Below are 22755 nucleotides of genomic sequence, written 5' to 3'. Positions count from 1 at the left end.
CTCCTCGGCGGGAGCGGCCGGCTCCTCGGCCGGGGTCTCCTCGGCGGGAGCCGCAGGCTCTTCCGCCGCCGGTTCCGTCTCGGTGGACGCCGCCGTCAGCGTCGTGTCGGATGTCACCGCCTCATCGGCGACCGCGGGCGTCATGCCCGAGAACACGAGCGCCCCGGCGACGAGAGTCGCCAGGGCTCCTACGTGCCAGCGTTGCCGGAGCGCGATCCTGCGCTCCTGATCCCGCTCTTCCCGAATGCTGCGGCGCACTCCCCCAGATTTTGGAGCGCGCGCGAAAATACGAACATCCATTGACTTCACCCTTGTCGTAATGACGTAGGGTGCCCCAAGTCGGAGCCCCTCCCAGCACGTGACGGCCTCAGTCAGAGCATGACTCCCCAGGAGTCAGCCGACACGTGTTCCCAGGGGGAACGTAAGCCTGTGACCGACCGCTGTCAAGTACCCCGGCGAATCGCGACTCCCGGAGCGGATTGTCCGGTTCGGGCGACAGAGCGCGGATGGGCCGGACAGGCTTGCCGGGCATGAGGAAGCGGCCCGGGCCGGAGGCCGCGAGCCGCTTCTGACCTTCGAACAGAAGACCTATTCGTTGCCGACCGACTTGTCGATCGAATCACGCACGCCGTCGACGTGCTGGTCGATGCTGTCGGGGGCGACCTTCTTCACGAACTCGGCTGCGGCGTCGAGCACGTTGTCGCTCACGCCCTCCGCCTGCTCCGACTTCAGCGCGTCGTCGATCTTGTCCTTGTTCTGCTCGAGGAAGTCCTTGCCCTGATTCACCAGGTCGTCAATACCCATCACACACTCCTTCGGCGCCCCGCGGGCGTTTCCCGGCCATTCTGTCGGTACCGCCGACAGAGCGAAAGGGGTGTCAGCGAGCGGATGCCGCGGCCCGGCGCGCCTCGTGGCGATCGATGACGCGCTCGTCGCGGGCCGCCACCACGGCGCGCAGGAGAACGGCCGCCAGCACACCGACCGTCGCGCCGATGGAGTTGGCGATGACGTCGTTCACGGTGGCGTAGCGCTCTTCGAGCAGGTAGCGCTGCGCGAATTCGATCGATGCCGAGAGCGCGGGTCCGAGCAACAGGGCGATCGGCCACCAGCGAAGGGGAACCATCAGTCCGAACAGGAGGCCGACGGGGACGAAGAGAGCGACGTTCGCGCACGCTTCGATGAGCCCGTAGTCGATGAAGGACGGCACTCCTCGTTCGTGCAGCTCGGCGATCGCCCGGTTGAGGATGCCGGCGACAGGGCGGTCGATGGGGCTCGGCCAGAAGACGACGAAAGCGAGGAAGGCGCCGTATCCGATGGCCAGCAGCGCGATGACTGCGTGGCGCGGCCCGCTTGTACTCGGAAGCCCGCTGTTCACCGAGTCATCCGAAGATGGTTTCGCACGATGAATCGATCGTCACCGGCGTCTGGGTCACCGTGGGCGCGAAGCGCACCTCGAGCGGACCGAGCTCGCCCGCGGGGAGCGCGGCTGTGAAGGACACGGTCTTCGACTCGCCCATGGGCAGCAGCATCGTCCGACTCGCGAGCGGATGCCCCTTCTCGACGCCGTCGCGGTTCCAATCGGCGATGTCACCGTCGGCCGGCGTGATCGCGGTGATCGTCGCCCCCGGCGGCGCGACCGACAGCACGTCGAGGATCATGGTCCTCCGCGGCAGATCCAACGAGGGGTTGCGCCACGCGAGCGTGTAGCCGCTGAGGTCGGTGTCGGGGACCGCCGACGTCATCGTGAGCGAGGTCGTCATCGTGCGCGCGGCGGGATCGCAGGTGACGCTCATCGACGTGGAAAGGTAGTACTCGAGCTTGCTGTACGACGCATCATTGAGGTAGATCCCGACCTGCGTCGCCTCGACGTTGTCAGCTGTCAGAGCGCCGTCGATGTTGAACTCCGTCGTGATCGCGTTCTCGTCCTCGCGCGGGAACCATGCGTAGATGCGGTCTTCGTCCATCGACTGCTTCAGCTGATCGAGCATCGCCGTCGGCCCCCAGGAGCCGCTGGCGATCTTGTCGAACACGCGCGATGCAACGTCAGCGAAATACGCGTCTGCGGCGAGGCCGTTCGTGCCGAAGCGCTCATAGGTGTCACTGAGCAGGAGCTTGACCGCGTTGTCCGCGTTGATCTCCGTTCCGTCCTCGAGAGGAACCGGGCCTGTCGCTCGCAGCATGTACGACAGCGCCACCGGATCGATCGAGATCACGCCGTCGAGCTGCGTGCCGTTGGTCTGCTCCCACAGCTGGTTGAACAGGCTCGCGGTCGTGGGGAAGTCGGGCGTGCGCGAGAAGTTCTGCGCGTTGCGATCGAAGTCGTGCTCGTAGAGGGCGCGGGTCTCATCGGGGATCTCCGACTCGAGCCAGCCGTTGTACCCCGCGATCTTGAAGTCCTCGACGCTCTGGTCCTCGATCTTCTCGATCTTCCCGTTGTCGGCGTGGATGACCGTCGAATTCGCGGCGTTGCCCCCGGTGGCGCGAATCTCGGCGTTGTTCTGGAACACGACGAGATAGTTGCGCGGGCCTTCCGAACCCGCCATGCGCAGCGCGACCGGCAGAAGCTGCTCCGCGGTGTCGAGCAGTGGTCCTGCTTGGTCCACGACGGTCACGAGCTGCCCGACCGCCTCGTCGACGACCGGAAGGAGAGCCTCACGGTCGATCTCCGCGATCTTGGCCTGCGCCTCGGCGACCACCGTCTTGATCTGGGGCAGCGTCTGCTGAGCCTGCTGGAAGGGTGCGAGGTTGATGCCTCCGCCCTCGACCTTGAGCTTGTCCGGCGCCATCACGCCCAGCAGTTCGATCCCCGGAGGCAGCGCATCGCGGACGATGATGTGCGTGGCCTCCGTCGCACTCTTGACCGCGGCGACGTTGACGCCGATGAACGGCAGAGCGGATGCCGCGTCCCACAGCGGACCTTGGACCGTCTGGTCCGCGTGGGTGGTGAGCTGCAGCACCTCGTCGCCCAGCGCCTGCATCTGGGCCGCATCTCCGGCCGAGTACGCCGCCGTGAACGAGCCCAGCCTGGACTTCGCCGTCAAGAGATCGTCCCGCACCTCGAGCGCCTGGAGTGCGAAGACCCCGCCGACCGCGGCGAATCCGCCGAGCACCACGAACGTCCCCAGAACCACCCAGGGCCACCGGCGCCGGCGCTGCGGCGGCGGCGCGTGGTTGCCGGCGCGACCATGGCGGTAGCGACCGTGCGAGGGTTTGCGGGACACCAGAGGATGCTATCCGGGGAGGCCTGTGACGGAGCCGAGAGACGCGCTCAGTGTGCGGTTTCGCCGGGGGCGATGACGGCGCGGATGGTTCGGAAGAGGATCTGGATATCTTGGGTGAAAGACCAGTTCTCGACGTAGTAGAGATCGAGACGCAGGGCGTCCTCCCACGACAGCTTCGACCGCCCGCTGACCTGCCACAGCCCGCTCATGCCCGGCTTCACGAGCAGGCGGCGATGCGCGTCGGCGTCATACAGCGCGACCTCCGCCGGCCGTTGAGGCCGAGGGCCGACCAGACTCATCTCGCCGAGGAAGACATTGAAGAGCTGGGGCAGCTCGTCGATCGAATACTTGCGGATCACCCGGCCGACCTTGGTGATCCGCGGATCGTCGGTCACCTTGAACAACGGCTGATCTGTCGTGCCCTGCACGTCGAGGAGACTCGCGAGCTGGTCGTCGGCATCGGCGACCATCGACCGGAACTTGATCATGCCGAACTCCCGGCCACGCCGCCCGATGCGCACCTGTCGGTAGAGCAGAGGCCCCGGACCGTCCACGCGGATCGCGATGACCGTCGCGATCATGACGGGCGAGAGAAGGACGATGAGCAGGCTCGAGCCGACGATGTCGAGCGTGCGCTTCGCGAAGCGCTTGTACCCCTCGAGGGTCGGGTACTCGACGTGGATCAGCGGCAGACCGGCGACCGGGGTGGCGTGGATGCGCGGCCCCGCCACATCGGTGAGCGCCGGAGCGACGATCCAGTCGATCTCGCGATCGGCCATCGCCCAGCCCAGCCGACGCATCGCCGCCGGGTCGAGCTCATCAGCAGAGGAGACGATGACCGTGTCGGCTCCGAGGGATTCGACGGCGGCCGTTGCATCGCTCAGGCCCCCCACGACCGGTACGCCGGAGAGATCGGCGATGTCGGGCTTCGTCGTGATGGCTCCGACGATGACGTAGCCGGAGTCGGGAGTGCGGCGGATCTCGCGGATGATGTGCCTGAGCTTGGCGGGCTCTCCGACCATGACGGCGCGGTACACGTAGTGTCCCGCACGCTGGCGCGCACGCAGCCACTGGCGCCAGATCCATCTCGACAAGAGGAGGAGGACGAGTCCGACCGGCAGAGCGAGTGCGAACAGCGAGCGTGCGACATCCATGCGCAGGAAGAAGGCGATGGCCACCAGCATGGCGAAGACGGCGAGCGTGGCGTTGACGATGCGCCGATACTCCGTGATGCCGTTGCCCACGATGTGCCGGTCCCGCGTGTCGATGACGTCGAGCCCGATGAGCCACACGAATGCGACAAGTGTCAGAAAGGCCCAATACGGAACGGTCGGACCGGTCCACACGACGGGCTCCGAAAGTCGATCCAGCGCGACGATGCTGTACCCGCCGAGAGTGACGGCGATGACGGCAGCGTCCGTGTAGAAGAGACGGCTCGCGTATCGGCGTGGCCAGTCCGGGTATCGAGGGGTCGCCTGCCGAACCGTGGGGCGGTGCTCACCCCCGGGTTCGTGGCGCGGTTCGTCCACGCCTCTATTGCGGTCGTTCATTCTTCCCGGGGTGCTCAGTCGTCTGCGTCTTCGGCCGTCCTCCGTACGCCTGCGCCCCGACTCCACAGGGTAACAGGCCAGTAAGCGCTCGCCGGAGTTATCCACCGGTGACAGGCCTCGCGCATCGGTCAGCGAATCGCCGCTTCCGTGCGGACTACGGCGCGATCCGAGGCCGAAACCACCCCGCGCCGATGAGGAGCGCCAGCGCGCGGAGCGCGGGCGCCTCCCGTCGTGCGACAGCCCCGACGAACGCACCCAGCAGAGACGGCGAGAGACGATCGGCAGCCACTGCCTGGAGAGTCCGCCGGGCGTCTCGGTCGACATCGGGCCGACGCGTCAGCAACGCTCCGGCCATCCGCACCCTCCACCCCCACCTGTTCGCGCGCAGGTACTCCAGCCGCCCTCCGCCGCCTTCCTCTGACCGCGCGGCGAGGCGGTGGAACCGGGCACGGACAGATGAGCCGCGCTCCTCTCCGATGACGTTGGCGTCGTGCTGAACGTAGCCCTGGACGAACTCCGGGCTGATCGTGATCCCGCCCGCGGCCAGCGCGCAGACAGCCAGCCAGTGGTCGTGATACGCCGCGTCCGTCGGAGCGGGAAAGGGCAGTGCCACATCGAGCAGCGTCCGACGGAACAGGCACAGGCTTCCGGTGACCTGATTGTCGATCAGCTCGCCCGCCATGCCGACGACTCTCCGCAGCGTGGGGGCGGCGATCTCCTCGCCGGTGCGGTCGACGATCTGCGCCTGGCCGGTCACCAGCGCCGCCGAACCGAGGAACGGGACGAGGGTCTCGAACTTGCCCGGATACCAGCGGTCGTCCTGATCGGACAGCGCCACCCATGCGATCTCGCGGGGAACCCGGCCGAGCAGCCGCTCGAAATTCCGATAGAACCCCACGTTGTCGGCGAACTCGGTGACTCGGAAGCGCTCGTCATCCTCCGTCAGCCGACGAACGAGTTCGCGAGCCGCCGGGTCCGCTCCGTCGATGCCGATCTCGCACGTCCAGGTCCTGAGGGACTGCGCGCGGATCGAGGACAACTGCTCGGCGAGGAGCGCGGGATCGGGCTTGTACACCGCCAGACAGATCCAGCCGGGTTCCGCGAGGGGCGACATCGTTCTCCTTCGGTCACTGTCGTGTCCCGCTGAACCTATCCCGTCCACGTCGGGGCCGGCGCGCCCTGTTGGGTATCCTCTGATGGTGTTGCGTTCATGGTCGCTCATCACTGTGAGCTACAACAGCGCGCCGGCACTCCGCCGCTACTGGTCCGCCGTGCGCCCCGACCACGTGGAGTGGATCGTCGTCGACAACGGTTCGTCCGACGACAGCGTCCAGGTCGCCCAGGCGCTCGGCGCCACCGTCATCGCGGCGGGCAGGAACCTCGGATTCAGCGCCGCGAACAACCGCGGCCTCGCCTCGGCCACCGGGGACTTCATCGCCTTCGTCAACCCGGATGTCCGTGTGGAGTTCGACGATCTGCAGCCCCTCAGCGCGGTGGTCGACGCCGTCGGCGGCCTGGTGGCTCCGCAGCTCGTCCACGACGACGGCTCGCTGCAGCCGAACGGCCGAGGGATGCCGGTGCTCGCCCACAAGGTGCAGAACCGCCTGTCGTCAGGAGCGGCGAAGACGGGCTATCTGATCCTCGCCGCCGACGGCGAGACGAGGTTCGTCTTCTGGGCGATCGGTGCCGTCGTCGCTGGCAGGGCCGCCACGGTTCGGGCACTGAGGGGCTGGAACGAGCGCTTCTTCGTCTACTACGAAGACAAGGACCTCTCGCTTCGCGCATGGCGCGAGGGCTATCCGGTGGCGGTGGCCGGGCGATTCCGCTGGACGCACGGCTGGGCGCGTGAAACGCTTCGGTTCCGGCTCAGGCCCTGGCTCCTGGAGCTGGATTCCCTGGTCCGCTTCTATACCCTCTACCCGGAGCTTCTGCTTGGGGGCGGGATCGCACGACGCCGTCACGCGCTCGCCAGCGCGCGAGCGGGACGAATCGCCGCAATTGACTGAGCCGTCGCAGCCCGGCCGCCGAGGGGGGATGCTCGGATCGGGCGCGGTGTACGCGCTCGCCACCGTGGCACCCGTGCTGGTCAGCCTTCTGGTGACACCTCTCGTCACCCGCGCTCTCGGGGCTGAGGGGTTCGGGGTGGTCGGCGTCTCGATCACCCTCTACCAGATGGGGGCCATCGTGCTGGGCCTGGGTCTTTCAGCGTCCATCACCCGGCATGCCATCATCGGCGGATCCGGAGTGCGCGGGGCGGTCGCCCTCGTGTTCTGCGGTGCGGCGGCCGCAGTGCTCCTCGGCGCCGTCCTCGCCGCCCTGATCCCGCTGTGGGGCCCGATCATCCTCGGCGGGGCGGCGGAGTCCACGGTGCTCGTATGGCCCGTACTGTCGGCTGTGTCGCTGAGCATCCTCACCCTCACCCAGTCGGTGTATCGAGCCGTCGAGAGGGTCAAGACGTTCGTCGCGCTGGGCGTCCTCTCCGCGTTCGCCGGACCAGGCCTCGGTCTGATCGCGATCATGCTCCTCGGGCCGACCCCGGGCGACTATCTCGCGGGCGTGGCGATCGGCCACACGACCGCAGCTGCAGCGGGGCTCTTTCTGCTGCCGCGGATCAGCCGCGCCGATTTCTCCCTCGTGGAGCTGCGTGAGAACCTCGCGATCGGACTTCCGACGGTTCCGCATTCCGTCGCATCGGCCCTGCTCGTCAGCACCCTGGTCATCCTCGCATCGCTGCTTCAGGGCGTCGAAGCCGCTGGGCAGCTGCAGCTGGCGCTCTTCCTCGGCACCGCGCCGCTCATCGTGCTGGGAGCCTTCAACAACGCGTGGGCGCCCATGATCTATCGCGCGCCCGATGAGGAGCGCACGGCGCTGCTCACGCGAAGCACCCGCGCCGTGGCGGTTCTCGTCTTCCTGCTCACCGGTGGGTTCGCTGTGGCCGCGGAACCCGTGGCACGGTTCATCGCGGGTCCGCAGATCTACTCGCCCGGCCTCCTCGACGCCGCCCTCGTCGCATCGACGGCGACGGCGTTCATGGCCGTCTATCTGTCGAACATGCATCTCGTGTTCCTCTCGGGCCGCACGGGGATGCTGGCGATCACGACCCCGGCATCGGCGGCCGTCGCGATCGCCGGTGTCGTCGCCGTGAGCATGCTGGGCTGGCAGGGACTGGTCGCACTCGCGCTCGGCATCCCCCTCTTCCATATCTCCCAGTCGATCGTCGCGGGGGTTCTCCGGCGACGGACCCGGTTCGCAGGGCCTGCCCTCCTCGGAGCCGTTCCGGTTCTGATCCTGGCCGCCGCCGCCCCGCTGGCGGTCGCGTGGCTGCATCCGCCTCTCCTCATCGCTGCCGCAGCCTTCGTTGTGTGCGCCGCGGCCGTCGCCGTCTCGAATCGACGCATCCTCCGATAGTGGCGCTGATCACCGATTTGTCAGGAAGGCTTCCTTTAGAATCCAACCTGGAGACTTCAACGGCACGGAGGAGAAACACGTGGCAACTCCGAGGCCGGTGGTCAGGCGTGTCATCGCGGCATCCGTCTACGCGCTGATCATCGTCGCCGGCGCGGCCCCCGCGCTCGTCTCGTCGATCAGCTCCCCCCTGATCTCGCCGCTCAATAAGACGCTGCTCGTCTTCGTGACACTGGGCACTGCCGGCGGGCTCGTGGCGTCGGCAACTTCGCGGCGCTTCAGCCTCGCGTGGAGCACATTCTGGGTCTGGTCGTTCGTGTTCCTCGCGCTGGCGCCCCAGCACCAGCTGAGCAGTGCGCAGTTCCCTTGGCGCGGTGCCTTTGACGACGGCACCGTCACGACCGCGCTGCTCGTCGTCGTTGTGGGCTGCGCGTCCGTCGCGGTCGCGCAGGCGTTCGTTTCCGCGGGCAAGTCACGAAAGGCCCTTCGCGACATCGGCCGGGAGCCGAGCTCGGGATCGGGCTATCGGGCGGTCCGCTCGGCGCTCTCGGTGATCCTGATCGCCTACGTCGCATGCGCCGCCGTCTACATCGCGATCACGGGCGCGGCCCTCTTCGGAGGCAAGGCGGAGCTGCAGCGCCAGCTCGTCGCCAACGTCGACATCGTCGGCGCCGGGACGCTGTACTTCGTCTCGACCGCGGGGGCGATCGTCCTCCCCGCGGTCGCCGTCGTCGCTCGTCGCAACGGCGTCACCGTCAGCTGGCTGCTCATCGCCCTGGCGAGCGCTCTCGCCTTCGTGGTGACCAATCCTCTCACCGGCTCCCGCTTCCTGACGGGCGGCTTCCTCCTCGCGATCGCGGGCGCGATCATCGCGGGCCGCGAGCTGGCGCGCTACCTCCCCGCCGCCCTGGGCGTCGCGCTGGTGACCGTCTTCCCGTCGCTCGACCTGATGCGAGGCGACGGCACCGGCGCCAGCTCTCTCGCAGTCTCGTCTCCGGCCGAAGCGCTCGTGACGTTCGACTTCGACTCCTTCGAGATGCTCCTGCGCGCGGTGGAGGCGTCCGGGCAGATCTCCGCGGCTGAGACCGCCCCGCTCGCCCTCCTCATCGCGCCGTTCCTCCGATGGGTTCCCGGCCTCTCGCAGCTCGTCGTGGGAGACGCCACCGGGCCGCTCGTGGCCCGTGTGACCGGCATGGGTTACACCAACGTCTCGATGCCTCTGTGGGGCGAGGCGTACATCATCGGCGGCATCGTCGGCGTCGTGCTCGTCTTCGTCGCGTTCGGCGTCCTCTTCGGCCTCGTCCGGCCGGTGACCCCCGGGGCACCGCTCCGCGCCTGGCCGACGCGGCGCGTCGTGGACGCGCCGGTCGCGGCCCTGATCGTGCTCGTGCTCCGCGGCTCGCTGTACGACGTGCTCGGGTACCTCCTCTTCGCGATCGTCACCGGCCTCGTCCTCTGGTGGTTCGCGCGCCTCGACCGACGTCAGCAGGAACCCGCCGCGGATCTCGACCGACCCCGCACCGTCGCCTTCTACCTCCCCCAGTTCCATGCCATTCCCGAGAACGATCGGTGGTGGGGAACGGGCTTCACCGAGTGGGTGAATGTTCGGCGCGCGAAGTCCATGTTCGCGGGTCATGGCCACCCCAGAGAGTCGACCGAGATCGGCGAGTACGACCTGACCGATGTCAGCGTGATGCATCGTCAGGCCGAGATGGCGGCGGCGAACGGCGTCGACGCATTCTGCTTCTACTTCTACTGGTTCGGCGGCACCCGGCTGCTCGAGCGGCCGGTCGAGCAGTACCTCTCCGACGGACCGGATTTTCCGTTCTGCCTCTCGTGGGCGAACGAGAGCTGGAGTCGTCGATGGGACGGCAAGGATCACGAGAGCCTCATCAGCCAGGACTACGGTCCGACATCGGCCGAGGACATCTTCGCCGACTTCATGCCCTATCTGCGCGACCCGCGCTATCTGCGCGTCGACGGCGCGGCGGTGCTGCTCGTGCATCGCACGGATCATCTGCCCGACGGACGGGAGTTCGCCGAGGTCTGGCATCGGCTCGCCGACGAAGCGGGCGTGGGACCGCTGCACCTCGTGGCGGCCGAGACCCACCCCGGCATCGTCCCCGGCCAGAACGGCTTCGACGCGGTCGCCGAGTTTCCGCCCGTGGGCGCCAACACCCTCAGCGCGGCCAAGATCCTCCCGGTGAAGGGACTCGAGCGGAGCTTCCGAGGACGACTGATGTCGTACCCCCGGCTAGCGCGGCGCTACCGCGGAAGGCCCGTTCCGCGCTTCGTGCGTTATCGCTCCGTCGTGCCGGGCTGGGACAACACCGCCCGTCGCGGCAGCGCCGCGACGGTCTATCTCGACGCGAGCCCGGCGTCGTACCGCAGGTGGCTTTCGCATGCGCGCACCTATGAACAGCGGACGCGAGGAAGCTCGGGCCTGGTCTTCGTGAACGCCTGGAACGAGTGGGCAGAGGGGGCTCATCTCGAGCCGGATGCCGCGAACGGGCGCGCCTACCTCGAGGCGACGCGCTGGCACGCCGACGCGATCGCCGACGACGCTCGTGGCTCGCAGGTGGGGCTGCCCACGTACGGATGGGCGCGATCCCTGGCGCTCGCCGCGGCCGGCTCGATACTGCAGGCGATCCGGCGCGTGCGGGCCACGCTGCGCTGATCGCTCGTCCCGCGTCAGCGGGGCCCGACCGAACAGCCAGCGAAGGGCTACGGCCTCTCGGTCGAGGTCATGGCCGCGAGTGCGTCTGCGATCCGCTGCTGCGCCGTGACGCCGCGCGCGACGACGAAGTCATCGCGGGTCAGGACCCCGCCGTCCGCGTGCGCCAGAGCAGCGAGGTCGGCCGGCAGGGCGCGGCCGCCGTCCGCGACCACCACCGCATGCACCCCGCGCGCAACGGCGTCCAGGGCCGCGGTCGAGGAGACGACGACGACGGTATCGCCGCGCCGCACGATCTCGTGCAGCGGCTCCGTTCCGAGGGTCACGTCGTCGGCGCGAGCGGTGATGCGGGTCCACGACGCCTCGATGCCCACGGAGGCAGAGATCGGGTGCAGGCGGACGATCACCCGCTCACCCACCGTCGCCGCCGACTCGATACGGCTCAGGATGGCGTGCTGCTCGTGCTCGGACAGTTCCTCACGCGAGTGGCAGACGATGAGGCGGGGTGACTCACCCACCGGCGCGTCGACATCGTCCACGTCCGGCCGCCCGACTGGGTGGACCACGGTGCTCGGAGAGTGCACGGCGAACCAGTCGGCCTGAACGCGCCCCCACGGGAGCACGGCCGCGGCGTACAGGGGAAGGTAGGTACGTGCGCTCGGGGACCCGTGCACGAGCGAGGCGGTTCGGATGGCTGCTTCATTCGCGGCGATCACGATCGGCGCCGCGTACGCGGCGCGGTCGAAGTCCGCGATCACGACCCGGCCGATTCCTACGCCCGCCACCGCGTCTCGTGCAGCGGCGAACCTCACGGCTTGGGCGAGGAACAGGTAGACGTCGAACATGTCGCGTCCGCGCCGCATGCCGCTCCGACGCAGCCTCCGTCGCAGGCGAAGCGCTTCACGTACGCGGGCTGCGGTGACGACGCCGAACATCGACGCGGGCGCCAGAGAGGGGAAGCTCGCTCCGAGGGCGAGCGAGGAATCTGACAGGCGCGCGTCGGCCATGACGGTCATTCCGGCCGGAAGCGCCGCACTGACCGCCGCAGCGAGCCGCGCACCGTGCGCGACCGGGTTGGCGACGACGAAGAGGCCGCCCTTCAGTGAAGGGAGGCTCATCCGCTGGTGACGGCGAAACACCCCGCCCGCGAGGACGGCGAAGCCCTGCAGAGCGCGGAGCGGACGACGATCGAGATCGTTGTGGTCGCCGATCGTCAGCGAATCCTCGACTTGACGAGCCCTGCGCGCCGCATCATCGACCATCGGACCTCATCGCCTCCGTCCAGAACGGACGGTGGGGCCGGACCCTTTCGGATCCGACCCCACCGTTGTGCCGAAGTTGTTACTTCAGGATCTTCGTGACCGTGCCGGCGCCGACGGTGCGGCCACCCTCACGGATGGCGTAGCCGAGGCCCTCCTCCATGGCGATCGGCTGGATCAGCTCGACCGTCATGTCGGTGGTGTCGCCGGGCATGACCATCTCGGTGCCCTCGGGCAGCGTGATGACGCCGGTGACGTCGGTGGTGCGGAAGTAGAACTGCGGACGGTAGTTCGTGAAGAACGGGTTGTGACGGCCGCCCTCCTCCTTGGACAGGATGTACGCCGTGCCCTCGAAGTTGGTGTGCGGGGTGACCGAACCGGGCTTGACGACGACCTGGCCGCGCTCGACGTCGTCACGCTTGGTGCCGCGGAGGAGCAGACCACAGTTCTCGCCGGCCCACGCCTCGTCGAGCTGCTTGTGGAACATCTCGATACCGGTGACGATCGTCTTCTGCGTCGGGCGCAGACCCACGATCTCGACCTCGGAGTTGATGGCCAGCGTGCCACGCTCGGCGCGGCCCGTGACGACGGTGCCACGACCGGTGATGGTGAAGACGTCCTCGATGGGCATGAGGAACGGCTTGTCCTTGTCACGCACCGGGTCGGGGATCGACTCGTCGACGGCGTCCATCAGCTCGACGATCTTCTCGACCCACTCGGCGTCGCCCTCGAGAGCCTTGAGGCCCGAGACGCGCACGACGGGGGCGTTGTCGCCGTCGAAGTCCTGCGACGAGAGAAGCTCGCGAACCTCGAGCTCGACCAGCTCCAGGATCTCCTCGTCGTCGACCATGTCCGACTTGTTCAGCGCGACGAGCAGGTAGGGCACGCCGACCTGCTTGGCGAGCAGCACGTGCTCACGCGTCTGAGCCATCGGGCCGTCGGTGGCGGCGACCACGAGGATCGCGCCGTCCATCTGAGCGGCACCGGTGATCATGTTCTTGATGTAGTCGGCGTGACCCGGGGCGTCGACGTGCGCGTAGTGGCGCTTCGGCGTCTCGTACTCGACGTGCGAGATGTTGATCGTGATGCCGCGCTGACGCTCCTCGGGAGCGGAGTCGATCGACGCGAAGTCGCGCTGCACGTTGGTGGCCGACGGGTACTTGTCGGCGAGCACCTTCGAGATCGCTGCGGTGAGCGTGGTCTTGCCGTGGTCGACGTGACCGATCGTTCCGATGTTCACGTGCGGCTTGGTGCGCTCGAACTTGGCCTTAGCCACTGGGTCCTCCTCAGGACGTTCGTGTAGAGGGTCCGGTCGCTGGTTTGCGACCGGTCGTCTACGGGGATATCTCCACCTTAGTAGAGACGGTTCTGGTGATTCTGTGTGAAGTTGTGCCCGTCGGGATGCCGCGTCACCGAGGCATCCCGACGGAAAGGGCTACTCGCCCTTGGTCTTCTGGACGATCTCGTCCATGACGTTGCGCGGGACCTCGGCGTAGCTGTCGAACTCCATGGAGTAGACGGCACGGCCGGAGGTCTTGGAGCGCAGGTCGCCGATGTAGCCGAACATCTCGGACAGCGGCACGTTGGCACGGACCACCTTGACGCCGGCGGCGTCCTCCATCGACTGGATCTGGCCACGACGCGAGTTGAGGTCGCCGATGACGTCGCCCATGTACTCCTCGGGCGTACGCACCTCGACGGCCATGATCGGCTCGAGGATGACCGGGTTCGCGCGGCGGACGGCCTCCTTGAAGCCCATCGAGCCGGCGATCTTGAACGCCATCTCGGACGAGTCGACGTCGTGCGAGGCGCCGTCGATCAGGATCGCCTTCACGCCCACCATGGGGTAGCCGGCGAGCACGCCGACGTTCATGGCGTCCTGGAAGCCCTGGTCGGTGGGGCCGATGTACTCGCGCGGGATGCGGCCACCGGTGACCTTGTTCTCGAACTCGTACGTCTTGTCGGCCGTGACCTCGAGAGGCTCGATCGTGAACTGGATCTTCGCGAACTGGCCCGACCCACCGGTCTGCTTCTTGTGGGTGTAGTCGTGCTTCTCGACCGACTTGCGGATCGTCTCGCGGTACGCGACCTGCGGCTTTCCGACGTTGGCCTCGACCTTGAACTCGCGCTTCATGCGGTCCACGAGGATGTCGAGGTGCAGCTCGCCCATGCCCTTGATGACCGTCTGACCGGTCTCGGCGTTCTGCTCGACGCGGAACGTCGGGTCCTCTTCGGCGAGCTTCTGGATCGCGAGACCCAGCTTCTCCTGGTCGGCCTTCGTCTTGGGCTCGATGGCGACCTCGATGACCGGCTCCGGGAACGTCATCGACTCGAGGACGACCTGGTTGGCGCTGTCGGACAGCGTGTCACCGGTGGTGGTGTCCTTGAGGCCGATGACGGCGTAGATGTGGCCCGCGGTGACCGAGTCGACCGGCATCTCCTTGTTGGCGTGCATCTGGAAGATCTTCCCGATGCGCTCCTTCTTGCCCTTGGTCGCGTTGACGACCTGGGCGCCGGAGTCGAGGTGACCCGAGTAGACGCGGATGTAGGTCAGGCGACCGAAGAAGGGGTGCGTCACGATCTTGAACGCGAGAGCGGCGAACGGCTCCTCGCGGTCGGCGTGGCGCTCGATGATGATCTCTTCGTTCTTCGGGTCCTTCGCCTCGATGGCGGGGACGTCGAGCGGCGACGGCAGGTAGTCCACGACCGCGTCGAGCATCGGCTGCACGCCGCGGTTCTTGAACGCCGAGCCGCAGAGCACGGGGTAGAGCTCCGAGGCGATGGTCAGCTTGCGGATTGCGCCCTTGATCTCGGCGACCGTGAGCTCCTCACCGCCGAAGTACTTCTCGAGCAGGTGCTCGTCGGACTCCGCGACGGTCTCCATGAGCTTCTCGCGGTACTCCGCCGCCTTGTCGGCGAGGTCGGCCGGGATCTCCTGGATCTCGTACTTGGCGCCCATGGTCACGTCGCCCTTGGCGTCGCCGGGCCAGACGAGCGCGCGCATCTCGACGAGGTCGATGACGCCCACGAAGTCGTTCTCCGCGCCGATGGGCAGCTGGATCACGAGCGGCTTGGCCTTCAGGCGGTTGACGATGGTGTCGACAGTGAAGTAGAAGTCGGCGCCCAGCTTGTCCATCTTGTTGACGAAGCAGATGCGGGGGACGTCGTACTTGTCGGCCTGACGCCACACGGTCTCGGACTGGGGCTCGACACCCTCCTTGCCGTCGAAGACGGCGACGGCGCCGTCGAGGACGCGGAGCGAGCGCTCGACCTCGACCGTGAAGTCGACGTGGCCGGGCGTGTCGATGATGTTGATCTGGTTCTTGTCCCAGAAGCACGTCACGGCCGCGGACGTGATGGTGATGCCGCGCTCCTGCTCCTGCTCCATCCAGTCGGTGGTCGCAGCGCCGTCGTGCGTCTCACCGATCTTGTGGTTGACGCCCGTGTAGAACAGGATGCGCTCGGTCGTCGTCGTCTTGCCGGCATCGATGTGCGCCATGATGCCGATGTTGCGGACCTTGTTGAGGTCGGTGAGCACTTCTTGTGCCACGGGATGTCTTCCTTACGTGTTCGGGATGCGCCGGCCGGGAAGGTCCTCCCCGGCCGGCGACACAGAGCTGGTTACCAGCGGTAGTGCGCGAAGGCGCGGTTCGACTCGGCCATCTTGTGGGTGTCCTCGCGGCGCTTGACCGCGGCACCCAGGCCGTTCGAGGCGTCCAGGATCTCGTTCTGGAGGCGCTCGGTCATCGTCTTCTCACGACGACCCTTGGCGTAGCTCACGAGCCAGCGGAGGGCGAGCGTGTTGGCGCGGTGAGGCTTGACCTCCACCGGCACCTGGTAGGTCGAGCCGCCGACGCGGCGCGACTTGACCTCGAGGGTCGGGCGCACGTTGTCGAGGGCCTTCTTGAGCGTGGCGACGGCGTCCTGGCCGTTCTTCGCCTCGACGCCCTTGAGGGCGGTGTAGACGATCGACTCGGCGAGCGACTTCTTGCCGTCGACGAGGATCTTGTTCACCAGCTGGCTGACGATCGGTGCGCCGTAGACCGGGTCGTTGACGACGGGGCGCTTCGGGGCGGGTCCCTTACGAGGCATGTTCCTTAGCCCTTCTTCGCGCCGTAGCGGCTGCGAGCCTGCTTACGGTTCTTGACTGCCTGGGTGTCGAGCGCACCGCGGACGATCTTGTAGCGGACACCGGGGAGGTCCTTCACACGACCGCCGCGGACGAGCACGAGCGAGTGCTCCTGCAGGTTGTGGCCCTCGCCGGGGATGTACGCGGTGACCTCGGTGCCGTTGCGGAGCTTGACACGGGCGACCTTGCGCATGGCCGAGTTCGGCTTCTTGGGCGTGGTCGTGTACACGCGGGTGCAGACACCCGCCTGCTGCGGGTTCGACTTGAGCGCCGGCGCCTTGGTCTTCGAGACCTTGGGCGAGCGACCCTTGCGAACCAACTGCTGAATGGTTGGCACGTTCTCTCCTATGTAGTGCTGCACGGTGACAGCGTTCGTGTCTCCCCCGCTGCATCCGGATCTTGCGATTCGTGACGCGGCGGGCTCACATTCATCCACCGGAGCGGCATGATGATGCCGAGCCTTTGTGTGGTGGATATGCCGTGGGGGTGGCCTGTTCGCAGACCGTTCCCTGAGATGCGGCGCCCGGCGAGCCGTCTGCATGCCGGGGCACGGCGGACGGCGCGCGTGAGCGCACACCCGATCAATGATACGCGGGATGCCGGGGGCCGGTCAAACGCGGGCGCGCTCACTCCCCCACGAGCGGCAGCTGCACGGTGACGAGCTGGCCGTTCTCGACGAAGAGCCCTCGCCCGGCGGGGAACTCATGGCGCTGGACCTTGGGGAACGGCACCTTGAAGAGCGACTCGCCGTCGTACGTCTCTGGGCGCAGGGCGATGCCGTGGCGGCCCGCCTTCAGCTCGCCGATGAGCCCGTAACCGCTCGAGAGCTGCGCCACGTCGCCGTCGGCGACGAGGAAGTGGTCGCTGCGGTTGACGGCCTGGAAGAGCTCCTTGAGCGGGCGCTCGGCGTCGGTGTCGCCGAACTCGGTGATGTTCTCGACGACGATCGCGATCTTCTTGGAGATCGACTCGTCCGCCACGATCTCCTTGAGCTCCTTCGCGAGCGCGCGCACATCCTCGATGCCCGACACGGCCTGCCGCCATTTGCGGAAGTCGCGCAGCGCGGCTCGCCGGCCGCCGACGTGGAAGAGCTCGACCTCGGGATCGAACCGCTCGAGCGCCGACACGATGCCGCGCAGGGCCGTCGTCTTGCCGCTCTGCGGAGGGCCGGCGACGACGAAGGTGCCGACGGGCTCGAAGCCGGTGGGCCCGAGCGTGTCGTCTCCGATGCCGAGCGCGGGGAGGTCGCCCACCCGGGGAGGCAGCTCCCTCTCGGAGAGTTCGGTCGGCAGCGAGCCGATGTTCTTGGCCTCGATCGCCCCGGCCGCGCGCAGCGCGGCGGCGAAGGCCTCCGCCGCCGCGTTCTGCTCGGCCACGTTCGTGGTGCCGCCGATGACGGCGACCTGCGTCTCGAGGCCGTCCACGATCGCGCGCCCGGGAGCACTGCGCTCGTTGAGCACGTCCTTCGCCACGCCGAGGATCGAGTACGCCCCCTCGTCGGACATGCGCAGCACGATGCGCTTGGTCACGTTCGCGCTGACGGCGGTGGGCACGGCACCGTAGCGGTCGGCCGTGGCCACCACGTGGACGCCCAGCGGCCGGCCTTCGCCGAGGAGTCGCATGAAGATGCCGTAGAACGCCGACCGGGTGGACGACGTCTCCCAGTCCTGCTTGAACACCCCGAATCCGTCCAGCAGCACGATGATCCGCGGCTCCGCGGTGTCGCCGGTGATCTCGCGGTACTCCGTGAGGGTCGCGGCGTTCACGTCCGAGTAGCGCTTCGCGCGGTCGTCCAGGACGCCGCGCAGGGTGCGGAAGAGGCGTTGCACGCGCTCGACGTCGTCGCCGGCGACCACCGATCCGACGTGGGGCATCGTCTCGAGCGATCGCAGAGCGCCGGTCCCGAAGTCGATGCCGTAGACGGCGACGCGGCCGAGATCGGGCCGCGCCCCGGCCGCGATGCCGATGGTGCGCAGCGCCGCGCTCTTGCCCGCGCCGCTCGTGCCGTAGACCAGCATGTGGCCGTCGGTGTCGGGCTGGAAGAAGACAGCCTCCTGCAGCTGGCGCTGCGGGATGTCGGCGAGGCCGATCGGGATGCGCCGGTCGCCCTCGAGAGGCAGGTCGCGCAGGTCGATCGTGGCCGCGAGGTCGTCGAGCCACGGGCGGCGGGGGGCCGGGATGCCGGCATCCGCCGACGCCTGCACGAGATTGGCGACGAGCCGCTTCTGGTCGTTGGGGCCGAGATCCTCGTCGTGGGTGTCGGAGTCGCCGTCGCCCTCCGCCTCCCACAGGGTGACCGATCCGAAGCGGAGTTCGGCCACCCGCACCTGAGCGCGATCGGGCTCGTCGGTCGTCCAGCCGCCGGCGTACCCGGACTGGAACGGCACCAGTCGGCCCGGACCGGTCTTCGCGATGCCGCGGCCCGGGATCGACGGGTCGAAGGTCGAGGCGACCTGATCGCCGACGACGTCGTTCGAGTCCGCGGCATCCGCCATCCGCAGCGCGACGCGGAGGTTCGTGTTGGCGCGCAGGTTGTCTTTGATGACGCCCGCCGGGCGCTGTGTCGCCATGATGAGGTGGATGCCGAGCGACCGGCCGCGCTGGGCGATGTCGACGACGCCGTCGACGAACTCGGGCACCTCGGTCGCGAGCGCTGCGAACTCGTCGATGACGAGGACGAGTGCCGGCGGGGTCTCGGGGTCCTGGCGCTTCTCGAGCTCGAGGAGGTCCTTGGCCTTCTTGCGGTTGAACAGGTGCTCGCGGTGGTGCAGCTCCGCCCGCAGGCTCGTGAGCGCGCGGCGCACGAGGTGGGGGCTCAGGTCTGTCACGAGGCCGACGGTGTGCGGCAGCTCGACACAGTCGGCGAAGGCCGACCCGCCCTTGTAGTCGACGAACAGGAACGTGACGCGGTCGGGGCTGTATTCGGCGGCCATGCCGAGCACCCAGGCCTGGAGGAACTCGGACTTGCCCGAGCCGGTGGTACCGCCCACGAGTGCGTGCGGACCCTGGGTGCGCAGGTCGAGCGACATCGCATCAGGGCTGCCCTGACCGACGTAGGCCTTCAGCGTGCCGGCCCGCTTGAGCCGCGGTCGAGGTCCGCGCGTGCGGTCGACGATGGAGTTGTTCTGGCGCCAGCGTTCGATGGCCGCTTGCGGTTCGGCCGCCATGTCGGTGCCGATGAGCCGCAGGAGCGACACGCTCGCGGGCAGGTCGGACGAGTCGGCGGCCACCGAGCTCGAGTCCACCACGGGGGCCAGGCGCTTGGCGAAGATCTCCGCGTACTCGCGCGAGACCCCCTCGATGCCGACGCTCTGCGCGCGGTCGCCGGCGCGCACCCACCCGACGGTCGCGTCATCGAGTCCGTGCGTCACGTCGATGAACGTCCGGCACGAGGCAGGGAGCGACTCGACGGTCGGTGCGACGAAGACCGTGTAGACACCGGCATCCGGCCCCCGCTCGATCACCTGAGTGAGGCGCGGCCGGTCGACCGGCGCGTCATGGGTGACGAACAGGACCAGCGACACGTCGGCCACCGTGGAGCCGGAGGCGCCGCGGGACTCGCCGACCTGCTTGCCGAGCGCCATCGACGCCTCGCTCGCGGCGAGCGGGCCGCGATGCGTCGCCGAGCCCGACAGGCGCTCGAGGATCGCCTCCTCGAGGCCGTTGAGGAGGGCGGTGCCGGCGGACTGGCTGTCGGCCAGGGCCATCTCGGCGAAGGGCGAGCGCGGGCTGGTGGTGTGCGGCAGCCACTTCATCCACTCCATGTCGCCCGTCCAGCCGGGGTCGACGATGGCGGCGGTGACCACCTCGTTGGGTGCGTGCAGGCCGAAGAGCTGCACGCCGAGCCCGCGCACCACGTCCGCTGCGAGCTCGCGCGGGCCGGCGATGCCGATGGCGCCGGCCGACGGCAGCAGCTCGATGACGGGCACGTCCTCGATGCGGGAGAACCGGTCGCGGAGCTTGCGCACCAGCTGCGAGTACTGCGCGATCCCCCGCTGGTCGTTGGCCTCCTGCACCGTGTTGCGGCTCATGCCCGCGCCCACGCCGAGACGAAGGCCGAGGAAGTTCCAGTGCTCCGGCCGCCTGGTCCACAGCATGGGTCCGAGGGCCATCGCGTTCTCGTACACCGTGGCTGTCGCCGGCGCCTCCGCCCTGCGGCGCTCGCGCTCGACCACCTCCTCGGCCTGCAGCTGCTCCTCGAGCTCGTCGAGCTGCGTCTCGAACGTCTCGATCTCGAGCTGCAGCTTCTTGCCCTGCTGCGTGCGCTGCCCGATGAAGTTGCCGAGCATCATGAGCGGCGCCATCGCGACGATGAGCAGCGAGGTCGGCCGCTGGGTCACCGCGAACATCGCGAAGCCCAGCAGCACGGGTGCCATGATCATCGGCCACGGGAAGATCCGCGGGTCTGCCTCGTTCGGGATGATCGGATGCCGGAACTCCTGCCCCGCGTAGCGATCCTCCACGCGCGGCGAGCGGTTGAACATCAGCGCGCCGCCGCGCTCGAGCACCTGCGAGGCGTCGGTCTCGACGCGCGGGACGAGCGAGAACGACACGTCGGTGGCGCCGATCGTGATCTTCTGGCCGGGGATCACCCGGACGCGCTGTACGAGCCCGCCGTCGACGATCAGCCCGTTGGCGGAGTTCAGGTCGACGAGCTCGATGCTCTTGTCGACCTCGACGCGCGCATGGCGCTTCGAGACGAGCGGGTCGTCGAGCACGATCTGGGCCGGGGAGACGCGACCGATCACCGTCGAGCCGACGGGGATCGGCACGGTGCGGCCCGCGTCGGGCCCGCTGAGGATGCGCATGACGGCCGCGGTCACCGCGCCGTCGACCCCCGCGCCCGGGACGGCCGGCACGACCGACGCGTCGAAGCCCGAGCCGATCGGCGCATCCGCGATCGATGAGGAGGGGTCGAGGTGGACGGGCTGGCCCGCGGGGGACGCCACGAGCAGGGTGGGGACGTCGCTGGCGTTCACGCCGCCCGGTGCGGCGAGGGCGTCGCCCTCGGCGAGGGCGCGCGCGACGTCCTGCACGGTCGCGGTCGAATCAGCGGTGACCAGCACGTCGACGGCGGCTCCGACCCCACGACGCAGGCCCAGCTTCAGCTTCACGAATCAGCACCTCTCGGAACGAGCTCGAACGTCCTGCCGCCGATCTGGACGGTCCAGCCGACGGGCACCCGCATGCGCTCCCCCGCGGTGACGTCGACGACGTCTCCGCCCGGCGAGAGCAGCTGCGTGCCGTTGCGGGATCCGCGGTCGCCCACCCAGACGCCCTCGGCGTCCTGTCCGAACGCGGCGTGGGTCTTCGACATGAGGCGCTGCGGATCCTCGAGACGCACGAGTGCATCGGCGCTCTCGCCGGCGGATGCCTCGGGGTCGCGCCCGATGAGGCCGAGCAGCGGCACGCGTACGACCGAGCCGTCGTCGAAGCGGATCATCGCCTGCGCACGACGCGAGGAGGCCGGCGGCACCGCACCGGCGGCCTGGACGACCTCGGCGGGCGCCGGCATTCCCGCGGCGTGCGGGGGCGACTCGACGCGCCCCTGCGGCGCCGGCGCCGGGGCGGAGGCTGGTGCGGCGGAGGCTGGTGCGGCGTGAGAGGGTGCGGGCTGGGCGGGTGCGGGCTCCGGGAAGAACGGCGCTGCCGCGCCGACCCCGCCGGCCGGGGCGAAGCTCTGGATCGCGGGGGCGAAGCTCGACCCCGACCCCGCCGCGACGCTCCCCTGACCGACAGCCGTCGACGACGGGGCGCCCGGGACGCCGTCGATCACGCCGAGGTCGTCGGCGGACTGCGCGAGCGCCCACTGCGCGCCCGTCCCACCCGGGCCGACGACGCCGGCTCGCGAGCGCGCGTCGGGGATGCGCAGCGCCGACGCGGCGTCGGCGCCGCTCGCCATCGACGGGAGGTTCTCGCCGTCATCGGGCCGGCCGCGCAGGGCGCGCCGGGCGTGACGGAGGGCCTTGGCGTCGAACGGGTCCAGCCCCGCGCGGGCATCGATCACCCAGCATCCGCCGATCCGGTCCAGGATGCTGCGCCCCCGCCGCTGCGGATCCCACAGGCTCGACGCGAAGAGGACGGCGGGACCGACGACCACCAGGACGAGGAAGCCGGCCCACAGCACGAGTGCGCGAAGGACCACTCGCCAGAAGCCCGGCCGGCCGAGGTGGGTCGCCGAGACGGAACGCAGGCGGAGCGCCGCTTTGCCGGCGGTGACGCCGCGCCGGCCGTGCAGGACGAGCTGGAGCAGCACGAAGAGCGTGGTGAGCAGCCAGCCGGCCCCCACGAGGATCAAGGGGAGCAGCGACGCGTCGCCGAGGGAGAGCATGACGGCGCCGACGATCAGCGGAGACACCAGGACCATCCAGATCGCGGCGTCGATCGTGAAGGCGAGCGAGCGGAACCCGGCGCCCGCGGGAACGATCCCCAGTCGCTGCGCCGACTCGGGCGACACGTCGTCGGTCAGCGCGGCGTCTTCGGCCGATCGGGCGGAAGCGGGGTCGGTCATGGTCAT

At 68.8% G+C, this 22755-nt stretch carries 15 protein-coding genes and 1 pseudogene; 3 read left to right on the top strand and 13 right to left on the bottom strand.

Annotated features, from left to right (window positions below):
- From OB08_RS12075 to OB08_RS12050, 6 genes and pseudogenes are all read right to left on the bottom strand, one after another.
- Nucleotides 1-258: pseudogene (locus tag OB08_RS12075) on the bottom strand (hypothetical protein); the annotation flags it as partial.
- A 330-nt stretch (nucleotides 259-588) separates the two neighbouring features.
- Complete coding sequence (locus OB08_RS12070; protein ID WP_461475037.1) at nucleotides 589-804, bottom strand: hypothetical protein; 216 nt, start codon at nucleotides 802-804, stop codon at nucleotides 589-591.
- Nucleotides 805-877: 73 nt separating this feature from the next.
- Nucleotides 878-1375, bottom strand: coding sequence for a VanZ family protein (locus tag OB08_RS12065; RefSeq protein ID WP_461475035.1), 498 nt, complete (start codon nucleotides 1373-1375; stop codon nucleotides 878-880).
- A gap of 4 nt (nucleotides 1376-1379) precedes the next feature.
- Nucleotides 1380-3221, bottom strand: coding sequence for a DUF4012 domain-containing protein (locus OB08_RS12060; RefSeq protein WP_461475033.1), 1842 nt, complete (start codon nucleotides 3219-3221; stop codon nucleotides 1380-1382).
- 47 nt (nucleotides 3222-3268) lie between these two features.
- Entirely contained in the window at nucleotides 3269-4750 is a 1482-nt protein-coding gene (locus OB08_RS12055; protein ID WP_461475031.1) for a sugar transferase, read from the bottom strand.
- 175 nt (nucleotides 4751-4925) lie between these two features.
- Nucleotides 4926-5885 (bottom strand): glycosyltransferase, encoded by a 960-nt coding sequence (locus OB08_RS12050; RefSeq protein WP_461475030.1) that lies wholly within the window; start codon nucleotides 5883-5885, stop codon nucleotides 4926-4928.
- An 85-nt stretch (nucleotides 5886-5970) separates the two neighbouring features.
- Between OB08_RS12050 and OB08_RS12045 the strand changes: the two genes are divergently transcribed.
- The 3 genes from OB08_RS12045 to OB08_RS12035 all read left to right on the top strand — a co-directional run bounded on the left by OB08_RS12045 (nucleotide 5971) and on the right by OB08_RS12035 (nucleotide 10853).
- Nucleotides 5971-6777, top strand: coding sequence for a glycosyltransferase (locus tag OB08_RS12045; protein WP_461475028.1), 807 nt, complete (start codon nucleotides 5971-5973; stop codon nucleotides 6775-6777).
- A gap of 28 nt (nucleotides 6778-6805) precedes the next feature.
- Entirely contained in the window at nucleotides 6806-8179 is a 1374-nt protein-coding gene (locus OB08_RS12040) for a lipopolysaccharide biosynthesis protein (RefSeq protein ID WP_461475027.1), read from the top strand.
- A gap of 79 nt (nucleotides 8180-8258) precedes the next feature.
- Entirely contained in the window at nucleotides 8259-10853 is a 2595-nt protein-coding gene (locus tag OB08_RS12035; RefSeq protein WP_461475025.1) for a glycoside hydrolase family 99-like domain-containing protein, read from the top strand.
- A 47-nt stretch (nucleotides 10854-10900) separates the two neighbouring features.
- Here the strand turns inward: OB08_RS12035 and OB08_RS12030 are convergent, their stop codons facing one another.
- From OB08_RS12030 to OB08_RS12000, 7 genes are all read right to left on the bottom strand, one after another.
- Nucleotides 10901-12112, bottom strand: a complete 1212-nt coding sequence (locus OB08_RS12030; protein ID WP_461475023.1) for a DUF6716 putative glycosyltransferase — start codon at nucleotides 12110-12112, stop codon at nucleotides 10901-10903.
- A 79-nt stretch (nucleotides 12113-12191) separates the two neighbouring features.
- The gene (gene tuf, locus OB08_RS12025) at nucleotides 12192-13385 is read right to left on the bottom strand and encodes an elongation factor Tu (protein ID WP_109210491.1); all 1194 of its coding nucleotides are present in this window, start codon (nucleotides 13383-13385) and stop codon (nucleotides 12192-12194) included.
- 159 nt (nucleotides 13386-13544) lie between these two features.
- Nucleotides 13545-15659, bottom strand: a complete 2115-nt coding sequence (gene fusA / locus OB08_RS12020) for an elongation factor G (protein WP_461475021.1) — start codon at nucleotides 15657-15659, stop codon at nucleotides 13545-13547.
- Between the two features lie 71 nt (nucleotides 15660-15730).
- Nucleotides 15731-16201 carry a 30S ribosomal protein S7 gene (gene rpsG / locus OB08_RS12015; RefSeq protein ID WP_056117669.1) on the bottom strand — a complete coding sequence of 157 codons (471 nt, stop codon included), beginning with the start codon at nucleotides 16199-16201 and terminating at the stop codon, nucleotides 15731-15733.
- A 5-nt stretch (nucleotides 16202-16206) separates the two neighbouring features.
- Complete coding sequence (rpsL, locus tag OB08_RS12010) at nucleotides 16207-16575, bottom strand: 30S ribosomal protein S12 (protein WP_013584051.1); 369 nt, start codon at nucleotides 16573-16575, stop codon at nucleotides 16207-16209.
- Between the two features lie 289 nt (nucleotides 16576-16864).
- On the bottom strand, nucleotides 16865-21352 hold the full coding sequence (locus OB08_RS12005; RefSeq protein WP_461475018.1) for an FtsK/SpoIIIE domain-containing protein: 4488 nt from the start codon (nucleotides 21350-21352) through the stop codon (nucleotides 16865-16867).
- Nucleotides 21349-22749, bottom strand: a complete 1401-nt coding sequence (locus OB08_RS12000; RefSeq protein WP_461475016.1) for an RDD family protein — start codon at nucleotides 22747-22749, stop codon at nucleotides 21349-21351. Before OB08_RS12000 ends, OB08_RS12005 begins: the two co-directional genes overlap by 4 nt.
- Between the last annotated feature and the right edge of the window lie 6 nt (nucleotides 22750-22755).

It is taken from the genome of Microbacterium sp. HJ5 (genome assembly GCF_054824025.1).
This window is presented reverse-complemented; position numbering and strand designations above follow the sequence as displayed.